Source organism: Streptomyces sp. NPDC051636 (assembly GCF_044453765.1).
Taxonomy (GTDB): domain Bacteria; phylum Actinomycetota; class Actinomycetes; order Streptomycetales; family Streptomycetaceae; genus Streptomyces.
The window spans coordinates 1-12,289 of the sequence record NZ_JBITDA010000061.1; the positions used below are offsets into that span (position 1 = coordinate 1).

Consider the following 12,289-nt stretch of genomic DNA (forward strand, 5'->3'; position numbering starts at 1 on the left):
CCTTGCGTGGGCTGCGTCCCCGGCCAGGGTGCGGGGGCGCGGTCGCGCCTCGCCAGCACGCCGGGTTTGCTTAGCGGCTTGCGGTGGGTGGGTGGGGTGCGCGCCGGGCAGGTGGCGGGACGCCGGGTTTGCTTAGCGGCTTGCGGTGGGTGGGTGGGGTGCGCGCCGGGCAGGTGGCGGGACGCCGGGCGAGGGCGGCGGCTTACGGCCGGTGGGTGAGGCGCGCGACGGGCGGGCGGCGGGACGCCGGGTCCGCTTAGCGGCTTGCGGTGGGTGGGTGGGGCGCGCGACGGGCAGGTGGCAGGACGCCGGGTCCGCTTAGCGGCTTGCGGCCGGTGGGTGGGGCGCGACGGGCGGGCGGCGGGACGCCGGGCAAGGGCGGCGGCTTACGGCCGGTGGGCGGGGCGCGACGGGCGGGCGGCGGGACGCCGGGCAAGGGCGGCGGCTTACGGCCGGTGGGCGGGGCGCGACGGGCGGGCGGCGGGACGCCGGGCAAGGGCGGCGGCTTGCACTGAAGTCGCCTCCGCGATTGACAGGCGGTCCGGCATCCCAATCCCGGCGAATCTGGAAGGGACATGGTGAGTGGAAGGTTTGTCCCACCCCGACCACCCGTGACCTCGGGCTTTGCGTCCGGCCGCCGGGACAAACTCTCCACTCGCCGCCATCGGGCCGGGAGGGAGGGTGCGTAGCGGGACTGGCGGAAGCAATTGGAGGATTAGGGGCACGCCCGACCCCGCCGACCCGCGCTTTTGCCGCCCGCCCCTGGCTCACATCCTCCATTTACCCGGCGACCGCGACTGGTGAGGCTAGTGAGGCTGATGTGACGCCCCGCCTCCACCTCCACCCGCCCACCGGCCGTCAGCCGCTAAGCCCTCCCGACGTGCCCCCGCCCACCCAGCGCGCACCCCCCACCCACCGCAAGTCGCTGAGCCCTCCCGGCGTGCCCCCGCCCACCCACCGCAAGTCGCTGAGCCCTCCCGGCGTGCCCCCGCCCACCCACCGCGCACCGCACCACCCACCCACCGCAAGCCGCTAAGCAAACCCGGCGTGCTGGCGAGGCGCGACCGCGCCCCCGCACCCTGGCCGGGGACGCAGCCCACGCAAGGGAAGGCCTGCCTCGGCCCCCGCTTTTCCTGGGCCGCTCGCTCGCTTCTTCCCCGTGCTGGAGCGGCCCGGGTCAAGGGTGGCCCGAAGGGCCATCGCCGAAGGCGACGCGAAGCGCCCTTGAGGCGGGCCGCGGAAGCACGACACTGGCAAAGAAGCGGGCGGCCCCTTGCTGGGATTCGCTCGCACAGACAGCGGCGCGCTGGTCGCAGCGCTGGGCGATCCGCAGCGCGCGGTCGGCGCGTAGCACGAGCTGCTGCGGCGCGGGGACGCGGCGCTAGGCGCCGTCCGGGGCGGGCTGTGGCACGCGAACCCGCGAGTCGGCGAGGGGTGTTGCCGGCTCCTCGACCACCTGGTGGACACCGAGTCCATGGGTCTGCTCATCGCCATGGCCGACGACCCGGATGCCGGCGTACGGGTCATGGCCCTGCACGCCCTGGCCTGTGACCGGTGCAGGGGGGACACCTGCGCACCCGGCGCCATCTGGTCCTCGGGCCTGGCATCCGCAGGCTGACCGGCGACCCCGACCCTCACCTCCGGGGGATGGCGGCGGAGTTGGTGGGGAAGTTCGCGCACTCCGCACCCGAGGCGGTCGACGCCTTGGAGGCGGCGCGGCTGGGCGACCCCAGCCCGGCCGTCCGCAAGGTCGCCGGCTGGTACGCGCCGGGTGGGACGAGGTACCGCAAGACCGCACCACGGCCGCCCCGGACGCCGGGGAAAGTCGGCAGGCCGTCGCCATCCGCACGTACACCGCGTTCGTCCGCCCAGTGATGGACGACGCACCGCCGCTCGCGAGGAAGACGAGGAAGACGCCGGCACCCGCGATCCCGGCGGGACCCCGTGGCTACAGCGACGGCGACAGCGAGAGCGGGTACCGCGTGTCCGTCAGATCCTCCGACAGCGCCCACAGCCGCCGCGCGGCCGCCGGGTCGCTCGCCGCCGTGTTGCGGCCGACGAGGGTGGGGGCGCCCCGCATCTCGCCCAGGCCGTCGGGGCCCACGTAGCTCGCGCCGGGGAGGTCCTGGGTCGCGGCGTAGAGGGTGGGCAGGGCGCCCGCCCTGTCGTCCTGGGCCACAAGCCTGTTGCCGAGCTGCATCACCGCGCGGGCGAGGGGGTTCGCGGTGTGGCTCTGCAGGTTGGTGGCCGCCCAGCCGGGGTGGGCCGCGAGGGCGCGGACGGGTGAGCCGGACTCGGTGAGGCGGCGCTGGAGTTCCAGGGTGAACAGGAGGTTCGCCAGTTTCGACTGGGAGTAGGCGCGCTGTGGGGTGTACCGGCCGGTCAGGTTGACGTCCTCGAAGCTGATCCGCTTGTCGCCCATCCGATGCGCGCCCGAGGACACCGTCACCACCCGGTCCCTGACGTAGGGCAGCAGCAGGTTCGTGAGGGCGAAGTGGCCGAGGTGGTTCGTGCCGAACTGCATCTCGAAGCCGTCCTTGGTCCGCTGCTCCGGAAGCATCATGACGCCCGCGTTGTTGATCAGCAGGTCGATCGGGCCGCCCTGCCAGGAGCCGGCGAACTCCCGGACGGAGGCCAGGTCGGCGAGGTCGAGCCGGCGCACCTCCGTGCTGCCGGTCACCCGAGCGGCGGCGGTCCGGCCCCGCTCGAGGTCCCGTACGGCGAACACCACGTGCGCGCCCGCGCGGGCCAGCGCGTCGGCGGCGGCGAAGCCGATGCCGCTGTTGGCGCCGGTGACGACGGCCGTGCGGCCGGAGAGGTCGGGGAGGTGGGTCGCGTTCCCTGTACGCGCCTCGGGCGCGTCGGTCTTGTCAGCCATGACCACAAAGTAGGCGCCGCCAACAATGCTGTCAATGACAACAATGGTGGCGATGGCAACTATGATGACAATGTCAACAACGCTGGTACGGTCACAAAGCTGACAGCGCCTACATCCCCGATACGATGGTCCGCATGCCCGAGAGCCGCCCCTATCACCACGGAGACCTGCGCGCCGCCCTCCTCGCGACCGCCGAGCGCACCCTGCGCGACCGGGGCGCCGGCGCGCTGTCCCTGCGTGAACTTGCCCGCGAGATCGGGGTGAGCCACGCCGCCCCCGGCCGGCACTTCAAGGACAAGCAGGCCCTGCTCGACGCCCTGGCGCTGACCGGGTTCGAGCGGCTGGCCGGGGCGCTGGAGTCCGCGGACGATCCCGGGCTGCCACTGGAACCGCGGCTGGCCGGGCTGGCGAAGGCCTACCTCGGGTTCGCCGTCGAAAACGCCGCACTGCTGGAGCTGATGTTCACGCGCAAGCACGACCCCGACGCCTCCGCGCAGCTCGCCGCCTCCGTCGACCGGTCCGTCGGATCCTTCCTGCGGCTGGTCGCGGACGCGCAGGCGCGGGGCGAGATCGTCGCGGGCGACCCGGAGCGCATCACCCTCGTCGCGGCCGCGAGCCTGCACGGGCTCGCCGCCTTCGCCGCCAACGGCTCGGTCCCGGCGGAGCAGGCCCTGGCCGGCCTGGACGAACACGTGCACCACCTGCTGCACGGCCTCAAGCCCCGCTGAGCCCGCAGCCAGCCCTCCAGCTGGCCAAATACCGCTCTACTACGGCCTGAGCGCCTGCACCACCGCCAACGGCTGCTTCCAGAAGGTCAGCCGGACCGGCTCGACGGCCTCCCTCCCCTCCGCCGACAGCGGCCGGGCCGAGGAGGAGTCGCTCGACCTGGACGTGGCGTCCGCCATCTGCCGGGCTGCAACATCCTGCTCGTCGAGGCCAAGTCCGCCTCCATGGCCAGCCTCGGCACCGCGGTGAACGAGGCGGTCAAGCTCGGCGCCACGTTCGTCTCCCACAGCTACGGCGGCTCGGAGTCGTCCAGCGACACGTCGTACGACTCCTCGTACTTCAACCACCCGGGCGTGGCCATCACCGTCGGCGCCGGCGACAGCCAAGGCCGGCGCCTCCGCCCTGAACGACGTCACCAGCGGCACCAACGGCTCCTGCTCCGCCACCTACCTGTGCACCGCCCGGTCGGGCTACGACGGCCCGACCGGCCGGGGCACCCTGAAGAGCGTCTCGGCGTTCGGCGGCTGAGCACAGAACCGGCAATCACAGGGGCCTCGGCAACCACCGGGGCCCCTTCCTCATGAGAACATCGTCACGATGCCTCACCCGACAGGCCTCATTGCCCGGTGTGACCTGCCGTGATACACAGAGTGACCATACGAGCCATTCGTACGAGCCATTCGTACGAAACCCGCCAGTCAATGACGCCAAGTCGACATACGGCGACGCCATTGTCGGCGACAATGAGGCCTGACCTCTGCACACGGCAGGGGGACTGCGGAACTACCCACCAGGGGCGGTGACTTACATGCTCTTTGCGGCCGATAAGGGAGACATCAACACCATCATCGGCGGGATCGCTCCGGACTGGGGCCCCTTCGGCAGCCTGGGCAACGAGGCCAAGGTGATGATCGAGGTGGTGATGGCCGTCGCCATCCTGCTCTGCCTCGGCATCGCGGTCTGGGGCGCGGCCAAGCAGCGCATCGGCGCGACCGCCCTCCGGGACACCTTCAGCGCCGAACAGGGCAAGGGCCTCATCATCGCCGGCCTGACGGGAGTCTTCATCATCGGCTCCCTGGGCACGCTGTTCACCATTGTGTACGGCATGGCGGTGTAACGGTGTAGCGGTCCCACGGTTCCCCCGGCCCTCCAGTCCTCCGGGCACGCCCGGTCCCCACCTCCCCACCCGCCCGTCGTGCCCACCGGCTGAGGTTGCGTTTCCCTGATGTCGAGTCACCACACCGCGCCCGCGCGGGAACCAGCACGGCTACCGTCGTACTTCTACGCGTTCCGGTACGAGGTCGAGGTCGAGGGGGCGTACGCGGCATGAGTCTCGGAGACGAGCAGGGTTACGGCGGCGCGGGCGAGACGCGCACCCGCCTGCCCGAACGCGGCGGTGACCCCTACGGGGGCGCCCGCCGCGGCGGCCGGTCCTCCTCCCGGAGCCTGGTCACGGTCGTCGGCGTCATCGTCCTCCTCATCGCGGCGATCGCCTTCGCGAACCGGGGCGATGACTCTTCGTCCGACGGCGGGTCCGATTCCGGCGACAAACCGAAGGCGGCGGCAACCGCGGCGAGCGGGACGAAGCCGGTGGGGTCCAAGACCGGGGGGATTCCTACGGGGTTTGCGCGGGATCAGCAGGGGGCGGAGAGTGCGGCGGCCAACTATTCCGTTGCACTCGGTTCGGCCGACATGTTCAACACCGCCCGGCGGCACGAGATCGTCGACACCGTTTACGCCCCCCATGTGGCAGCCGCCAGACAGTCAGCTCTGGACAGCGCCTACTCCAGCGAGTCGTTCCTGAGCAACATCGGCCTCAACAAGGACGGCACCACACCCAGCGGCCAGACCTTCGTCTCCCGGGTCATCCCGGTGGGCACCAAGGTCACGTCGATGACCGGGGACAACGCCACCGTCCAGGTCTGGTACACCTCGCTCTTCGGCCTGCCCGGCGGAACCTCGACCAACCCGGTGTCCGAGAGTTGGTACACCACCACATACGAACTGAAGTGGGTCGACAACGACTGGAAGCTCACCGACTTCCAGCAGAAGGACGGCCCCGTCCCGGTCGGTCGTGACCAGAAGGCCTCCACCGCTGACGACATGACGAAGGCCGTCGAGGAGTACGGAGGGTTCACGTATGCGCGCTAACCACCGCATGCTCAGGGTCACGGCAGCCTTCGCTGCCGTGCAGTCCACCGTGTTGCTCCTCGCCACCCAGGCCGTCGCTGCCCCCGTCCCGACACCGTCCAAGAGCGACGACGCGTGCGACCTCATCCGCGGCCCGGCCAAGGCGTACTGCGAAAAAGGCAGCAACAGCTCCGGCCGCAAGTCCGGCCTACCCAACGACAGCCCCCTCACCTCCCCCCTCGACCCCCTCGCCTCCCTCGCCAAGGGCTGTGCCGAAGCCGCCTCCTGGACCGTCGACAAGCTCAGTGACGCCGTGAAGGAGACGGCGAACGTCGACTTCACGAACGCCAAGTTCCTGCAGCAGTACGCGGTGGTCTTCGCGGCATCGACGATCCTCACCCTCGTGCTGTGGCTGCTGGCCGTGGCCAAGCGGGCCGTACGCGGCGTCCCCCTCACCACCGCCCTGTCGGAAGCCGTCGGGTTCCTCTGGCTGACGGTCCTCGCCTCCGCCTTCACCCCGCTGATCCTGTACACGGTGGTCTCGGCCACGGACGGCGTCACGGACGTCCTGGCGAAGGCGACCGGCGACCAGACGGACACCTTCTTCGGCACGTTCTCCGGCGCACTCGGCAAGGGCGACGACATCGGCGGCGGCCCGATCATGCTGATCGTCGTGTCCCTGGTCAGCATCCTCGCCGCCGGCGTCCTCTGGCTGGAGCTGGTCATCCGCGCCGCCCTGCTCTACGTCGGCGCCCTCCTCGGCACCGTCGTCTACGCGGGCCTGGTGGACAAGAACCTGTGGGGCCACGTCCGCCGCTGGGCCGGGATCATGATCGCCGTCATCCTGGTCAAGCCCGTCATCGTCATCGTGCTGGGCCTGGCCGGGGCGCTGTCCGGCGACGAGGGCCCGGACGCGTTCTCGGCCGTCGTCTCCGGTCTCGCCATCATCCTGCTCGCCATCTTCGCGAGCACGATGATCTACCGCTTCGTCCCGGGCTTCGGCGACGAGATCGCCAGCGGCCGCAACAACCGCATCATGCAGGGCGCCGAGAGCAAGGCCGCCGCGGTCATAAGCTCCCCGGCGACCCTGGTCGCGCAGGGCATCAAGACGCACAGTGCCCGCGCCGACAACAACGGAGGCGGCGGCCAGTCGTCCTCCAGCACCCCCCGCCCGGCCAACCCGGCCTCCGGCGGCGTCGCCGCGCACAGCGGCCGCACCCCGAACGGCGGAGCCGTCCCCTCCGCCGCACCCGCGCCGCGCGCCCCCAGCCCGGCCAACACCCCGCACGCCAGCAACACCCGCAACAGCAGCAGCAGCAACCGCACGGGAGGTGAAGGGCGTTGACGACCGAGTCCCACATGTCCCATCCGGTCACGCCCCGCCGTACGTATCTGATCGGCCGCGCCCGGCCGAACGCGATCATCGGCCGGAACCGCGAGTCCGGTGAGATCGCGCTGATCATCGCGGGCGCGTTCCTCGGCATGATGTGCGGGCTCCTCGTCCCGGTCCTGCCCCTGCGCATCGTGCTGCTGACGGGCTTCCCGCTGCTGGCGCTGGCGGCGGTGTACGTGCCGTACAAGCGCCGGACCTTCTACAAGTGGTTCGAGATCAACCGCGGCTACAAGCGCATCGTCAGGCGAGGCGCCGCCTACCGCTCCGGTGTCATGGAGGCCGGGACCCGCCTCGACGGGCGGGAGATCGAGATCGGGCCGCCTCCCGGCATCGGGCGGATCAACTGGCTGGCCGCGCCCTTCGGGCCGGACGAGATCGCCGTACTGCTGCACGCCGACCGCAAGACCGTCACCGCGGCCATCGAGATCGAGGGCCCGGGCGTCGGCCTGCGCGACTCCGAGGACCAGGAGGCCCTGGTCGACCGGTTCGGCACCCTGCTCAAGCACGTGGCGAACGGCGACGGTTTCGTCACCCGCCTGCAGATGCTCGCCCGCACCCTGCCCGCCGACCCGGACGCCCACGCCAAGGACGTCGCCGTGCGCGGGGACGAACGGGCCCCGGGGTGGCTGAGGCAGTCGTACGAGCAGTTGCAGTCGATGGTGTCCACCAGCAGCGAGCAGCACCGTGCCTACCTCGTCGCCTGCATGCACTACACGCGCGAGCTGGCCGCCGAGGCCCAGGCCATGGCCCGGGCGGCCCGGCCGCAGGGCGGACGGAAGCTGGACCGGGACGCGGGTCTCGCGGTCGTCATGGCGCGTGAGCTGACCGACATCTGCTCGCGGCTGCAGGAGGCCGACATCCGCGTCCGGCAGCCGCTGGGACAGGGCCGCCTCGCCTCCCTGATCCACTCCATGTACGACCCCGACCACCCGATCGACCACATCCAGGCGATGACGAAGCGCAACGCCTGGCCGGCCGAGCTGGACGCCACGGAGCCCACCTACCTCCAGGCCAAGACCCGGGAGTCCGCCACCCGCGCGCCCTGGTGCCACGCCACCGCCTGGGTGAAGGAGTGGCCGATGACGCCCGTCGGCGTCAACTTCCTCGCGCCGCTCCTCGTCCACACCCCGGACGTGATCCGGACCGTGGCCGTGACGATGGACCTCGAGCCCACCGAGATCGCCATCGAACGCATGCTGACCGAGAAGACCAACGACGAGGCCGAGGCGTCCCGCGCCGCCAAGATGAACCGGACCGTGGACCCCCGCGACATCGCCGCCCACAACCGCCTCGACCAGCGCGGCGAGGACCTCGCCAGCGGCGCCGCGGGAGTGAACCTGGTCGGCTACATCACCGTCTCGGCGCGCTCCCCGGAGGCGCTGGCCCGCGACAAGCGCACGATAAGAGCGTCGGCCGGAAAGTCGTATCTGAAGCTGGAGTGGTGCGACCGCGAGCACCACCGCGCGTTCGTGAACACGCTGCCGTTCGCCACCGGAATCCGAAGGTAGGGGTTGATGCGCTGATGCGTGACCCGCTGTCCGCCGTCACGGACGCCTTCACGTCCTTCCTGTTCGGGAAGGTCGAGACGACCCGGCTGCCGGTGCGCACCTCCACGGGCCAGGCCCAGGCGGTCTACCTGCCCACCGCCGCCCCCGGTCTCGGCGACTCCGGCGTCATCATCGGCCGCGAGGTGTACTCCGGAAAGGGCTACATCTACGACCCCTTCCAGCTGTACGGCCAGCAGCTCCCCGCCCCGCACTGGCTGGTCCTCGGCGAGTCCGGCAACGGCAAGTCGGCCCTGGAGAAGACGTACGTCCTGCGGCAGCTGCGCTTCCGCGACCGCCAGGTCGTCGTCCTCGACGCGCAGGGCGAGGACGGCGTCGGCGAGTGGAACCTCATCGCGGAGGAGCTGGGGATAACCCCGATCCGCCTGGACCCGATGGCGGCCCTGGACCACGGGATCCGGCTCAATCCCCTGGATCCGTCCATCACGACGACCGGTCAGCTGGCGCTGCTGCGGACCATCATCGAGGTCGCGATGGGGCACGGCCTGGACGAGCGCTCCGGTTTCGCGCTCAAGGTGGCGCACGCGTTCGTCAACGAGACGATCGTCGAGCGCCAGCCCGTCCTCTCCGACATCGTCGAGCAGCTACGGCACCCCGAGCCGGAGTCGGCCGAGGCGATGAACGTCGCCATAGACGACGTACGGGCCTGGGGCCTGGACGTGGCGCTGGTGCTGGACCGGCTGGTCGACGGTGACCTGCGCGGCATGTTCGACGGCCCGACCACGGTCGGCATCGACCTGGACGCCCCGCTGATCGTCTTCGACCTCTCCCACATCGACCGCAACTCCATCGCCATGCCCATCCTCATGGCGATCGTCGGCGTGTGGCTGGAGCACACCTGGATCCGACCCGACCGGAAGAAGCGCATCTTCCTGGTCGAGGAGGCCTGGCACATCATCAACAGCCCGTTCGTGGCGCAGCTGTTCCAGCGGCTGCTGAAGTTCGGCCGACGGCTTGGCCTGTCGTTCGTCGCGGTCGTCCACCACCTGTCCGACGTGGTGGACGGGGCCGCGGCGAAGGAGGCGGCGGCGATCCTGAAGATGGCGTCGACCCGGACGATCTACGCCCAGAAGGCCGACGAGGCGCGGGCGACGGGCCGGGTGCTCGGTCTGCCCAGGTGGGCGGTGGAGATCATTCCGACGCTGACTCCCGGTATCGCCGTCTGGGACGTCAACGGCAACGTCCAGGTGGTCAAGCACCTGGTGACGGAGACGGAACGCCCCCTGGTGTTCACCGACCGCGCGATGACCGAGTCCTCCTTCGACCTGGCCGCCGACGACGCGTTGCGCGCCGCCGAACTGGAGGCGGAACAGCGGGCGGCGGCCTTCGTGGAACAGCATGTCGGCGACCTGGACGGGTCGTCCGAGTCGACGGTGGCCTAGGGCTAGGGGGAGGCGTGAGACCCGACGACCGCGACCAAGGGCGAGGACGACGGGACGGCCAGGGGGGCATCCCCGACGGTCTGCTGATCGGCATACTCGCGTTCCTGCTCGGCATGACCCTGCTGGTGTGGTCCGCGACCGGCCTCGCGGGCTGGTTCTCCCGCGGCTCCTGGCCGTCCGGCGTCACCTTCACCCGTACGCCCCTGGCCATGCGCCACCTCATCGGCCGGCCGCACGACATGGCCGGCGCCTGGCCGGACACCCCGGCGGGGCAGCTGTCGGGGTACGGGCTGTTCTGGGGGCTGTTCATCGGGCAGCTGATGGTGCTGTTCGTGCTGACCGTGTTCGTGATGGGCACGGTGATGCGGTGGCGTGCGGGCCGGGTCCGGCGGAGCTTCAACAGGGAGGTGGCGGCTACCGCGGCTACCGCCGCGCCGGCGCAGGCGCCGATCCAGGCACCGGCCCAGGCACGGGCTTGGGCGCCTGAGCCGGTGTACGAAGCGTCTGGTCCGCCGCCCGAGGTGCCTGCGCCTCGCGGGGAGCCTGAGTCCGAGGAATCGCCTGACCTCGTAGCCGGCGAACAGATGGGTGGGCGGGAAACAAACCGAGCCGAAGGCTCGGTGCTGTACGGCCCGCCCGCGACCCGCCAGACCACCGCAACCCAGGCCGTACGCGACGCGGAAGGCCCCCTCGTCGTGGTCACCTCCAATGCGGCCCTCTGGCAGGACACCAAGGACGCGAGAGCCAAACTGGGCCCGGTCCTCCTCTACGACCCCACCCACCTCTGCGACACCCCGGCCCGCCTCCACTGGTCTCCCACAGCGGGCTGCGAGAACAAGGAAACAGCGGCACAGAGAGCCACCGCCCTCCTGACCCCGGTCAGACCGACCTCCCGGCTGGACCAAGCGGTCAGCGACACCGCCGTAACACTCCTCCGCAGCTACCTCCACGCCGCCGCCATCGACAGCCGCAGCATCCGCCACGTCCACCGCTGGGCCCAGGGCACCCAGATCCAGGACGCGGTCCGCACCCTCCGTACGAACCCCAAGGCGGCCCCCGGCGCCGCGGGCGAACTCGAGGCCGCCCTCACCTCGCACACCGAACGCCGGGACATGGCCCACGAGTTGACGAGCCGCACGCTGTCCGCGCTCTCCACGGTCAACATCCGGGAAGCGTGCACTCCGAACCGAAATGATGCGCTCGCCTTGGATTCCTTCGTCGACGAAGGGGGCACGCTTTATGTGCTCGGCGAATCCATCGAGGACCCCAGGACGACCCCCGGCGCCATGCCGCTCCTGACGGCCCTCGTCTCCAGCGTGGTCGAGCGCGGCCGGCGCATGGCCGAACGGTCATCCTCCGGTCGGCTCGACCCACCACTGACCCTCGTCCTGGACGACATCGCGGCGGTGGCCCCGCTCCCCCAGCTCCCGGACCTCCTGTCCAGGGGAGCGGACCGCGGCCTGCCGACCCTGGCCCTGCTCCGCTCCCGCGAGCAGGCCCGCACCCGCTGGCCGCACGACGAGCTGCCGGTGTGAGCGTCAGTCCCGTTCGAGTACGAACTCCAGCTCCTGCTGCCCGGCGTCCTTGACGAACGGCACGGTGACCCCGCTCGGTACGAACCCGACCCTGCGGTAGAAACGCTGCGCACGCCCGTTGTCCTCGTGCACCATGAGCCGCACCCGCTCGACACCGATCCCCCAGGCCCACTGCACGGCTTCGTCGAACAGCACCTCGGTCAGACCGCACCCGCGGTGCTCGGGCCGCACGTACACGCCGACGACGTGCCCCTGCCGCCGCTTGACCGGCAGTCCCGCCCAGTCCGTGGTGCCGGGCTCCTCGACGAGCACGGTAAGGGTGCCGACCCACTGTGCGTCGGGTGCCTCCACGACGAACTGCCGCGCGCCGGCGGACCCTTCGCAGGCCCCGGCCGCCCGCTCCTGCCAGAAGGAGTCCGGCTTGGCGGCGGCCTCGTCGTACGTCTCGAGGAAGGCGAGGTGTGCGATGGCATCCCGCAGCGCGAGAAGCCGCAGCGCCTTCACTGCGGTCCATTCCTCTGCTCGTATGGCACGGACGACGTAGGTCTCGGTAGGGCTGCTCATGGGGGCAACCGTATGCCACAACAGAAAACCCCCGCACCGGAGGGTGCGGGGGTTTTCTCAATGATTGTTCGGCGGTGTCCTACTCTCCCACAGGGTCCCCCCTGCAGTACCATCGG

11 protein-coding genes are annotated in these 12,289 nt (G+C 71.0%); 8 read left to right on the plus strand and 3 right to left on the minus strand.

All coding sequences use genetic code 11. From position 1 onward, the window contains the following. Positions 1-1,459: 1,459 nt before the first annotated feature. Complete coding sequence (locus ACIBBH_RS41650) at positions 1,460-1,618, plus strand: hypothetical protein (protein WP_399414092.1); 159 nt, start codon at positions 1,460-1,462, stop codon at positions 1,616-1,618. Positions 1,619-1,948: 330 nt separating this feature from the next. Here ACIBBH_RS41650 and ACIBBH_RS41655 read toward each other — a convergent pair whose 3' ends face one another. Continuing rightward, positions 1,949-2,878, minus strand: coding sequence for an oxidoreductase (locus ACIBBH_RS41655; protein WP_399414094.1), 930 nt, complete (start codon positions 2,876-2,878; stop codon positions 1,949-1,951). A 125-nt stretch (positions 2,879-3,003) separates the two neighbouring features. Here ACIBBH_RS41655 and ACIBBH_RS41660 point away from each other — a divergent pair, with 125 nt between their 5' ends. Further along, entirely contained in the window at positions 3,004-3,606 is a 603-nt protein-coding gene (locus ACIBBH_RS41660) for a TetR/AcrR family transcriptional regulator (protein WP_399414096.1), read from the plus strand. A gap of 39 nt (positions 3,607-3,645) precedes the next feature. On the opposite strand, the gene ACIBBH_RS41665 is transcribed toward ACIBBH_RS41660, so the two are convergent. Beyond that, positions 3,646-3,783 carry a hypothetical protein gene (locus tag ACIBBH_RS41665; RefSeq protein ID WP_399414098.1) on the minus strand — a complete coding sequence of 46 codons (138 nt, stop codon included), beginning with the start codon at positions 3,781-3,783 and terminating at the stop codon, positions 3,646-3,648. Between the two features lie 629 nt (positions 3,784-4,412). Between ACIBBH_RS41665 and ACIBBH_RS41670 the strand changes: the two genes are divergently transcribed. The 6 genes from ACIBBH_RS41670 to ACIBBH_RS41695 all read left to right on the plus strand — a co-directional run bounded on the left by ACIBBH_RS41670 (position 4,413) and on the right by ACIBBH_RS41695 (position 11,609). Continuing rightward, positions 4,413-4,721 carry a hypothetical protein gene (locus ACIBBH_RS41670; protein ID WP_014673544.1) on the plus strand — a complete coding sequence of 103 codons (309 nt, stop codon included), beginning with the start codon at positions 4,413-4,415 and terminating at the stop codon, positions 4,719-4,721. 209 nt (positions 4,722-4,930) lie between these two features. Beyond that, positions 4,931-5,755, plus strand: coding sequence for a hypothetical protein (locus ACIBBH_RS41675; RefSeq protein ID WP_399414100.1), 825 nt, complete (start codon positions 4,931-4,933; stop codon positions 5,753-5,755). Further along, positions 5,745-7,079, plus strand: coding sequence for a hypothetical protein (locus ACIBBH_RS41680; RefSeq protein WP_399414102.1), 1,335 nt, complete (start codon positions 5,745-5,747; stop codon positions 7,077-7,079). Before ACIBBH_RS41675 ends, ACIBBH_RS41680 begins: the two co-directional genes overlap by 11 nt. After that, positions 7,076-8,635 carry an SCO6880 family protein gene (locus ACIBBH_RS41685; RefSeq protein ID WP_399414104.1) on the plus strand — a complete coding sequence of 520 codons (1,560 nt, stop codon included), beginning with the start codon at positions 7,076-7,078 and terminating at the stop codon, positions 8,633-8,635. Before ACIBBH_RS41680 ends, ACIBBH_RS41685 begins: the two co-directional genes overlap by 4 nt. A 14-nt stretch (positions 8,636-8,649) precedes the next feature. After that, positions 8,650-10,074: an ATP-binding protein gene (locus tag ACIBBH_RS41690; RefSeq protein WP_399414106.1), complete on the plus strand. Its 1,425-nt coding sequence runs from the start codon at positions 8,650-8,652 to the stop codon at positions 10,072-10,074. A 14-nt stretch (positions 10,075-10,088) separates the two neighbouring features. Next, positions 10,089-11,609 (plus strand): type IV secretory system conjugative DNA transfer family protein, encoded by a 1,521-nt coding sequence (locus ACIBBH_RS41695; protein ID WP_399414108.1) that lies wholly within the window; start codon positions 10,089-10,091, stop codon positions 11,607-11,609. A 3-nt stretch (positions 11,610-11,612) separates the two neighbouring features. Here ACIBBH_RS41695 and ACIBBH_RS41700 read toward each other — a convergent pair whose 3' ends face one another. After that, a complete protein-coding gene (locus ACIBBH_RS41700; protein WP_399414110.1) occupies positions 11,613-12,173 on the minus strand; it encodes a GNAT family N-acetyltransferase in 561 nt (186 codons plus the stop codon). Positions 12,174-12,289: the final 116 nt, after the last annotated feature.

Bases quoted from the DNA above. Each gene is read 5' to 3' on its own strand.
- ACIBBH_RS41660 (WP_399414096.1), top strand. From the start codon at position 3,004: ATGGTCCGCATGCCCGAGAGCCGCCCCTATCACCACGGAGACCTGCGC.
- ACIBBH_RS41700 (WP_399414110.1), bottom strand. From the start codon at position 12,173: ATGAGCAGCCCTACCGAGACCTACGTCGTCCGTGCCATACGAGCAGAG.
- ACIBBH_RS41675 (WP_399414100.1), top strand. From the start codon at position 4,931: ATGAGTCTCGGAGACGAGCAGGGTTACGGCGGCGCGGGCGAGACGCGC.
- ACIBBH_RS41690 (WP_399414106.1), top strand. From the start codon at position 8,650: ATGCGTGACCCGCTGTCCGCCGTCACGGACGCCTTCACGTCCTTCCTG.
- ACIBBH_RS41670 (WP_014673544.1), top strand. From the start codon at position 4,413: ATGCTCTTTGCGGCCGATAAGGGAGACATCAACACCATCATCGGCGGG.
- ACIBBH_RS41680 (WP_399414102.1), top strand. From the start codon at position 5,745: ATGCGCGCTAACCACCGCATGCTCAGGGTCACGGCAGCCTTCGCTGCC.
- ACIBBH_RS41665 (WP_399414098.1), bottom strand. From the start codon at position 3,783: ATGGCGGACGCCACGTCCAGGTCGAGCGACTCCTCCTCGGCCCGGCCG.
- ACIBBH_RS41655 (WP_399414094.1), bottom strand. From the start codon at position 2,878: ATGGCTGACAAGACCGACGCGCCCGAGGCGCGTACAGGGAACGCGACC.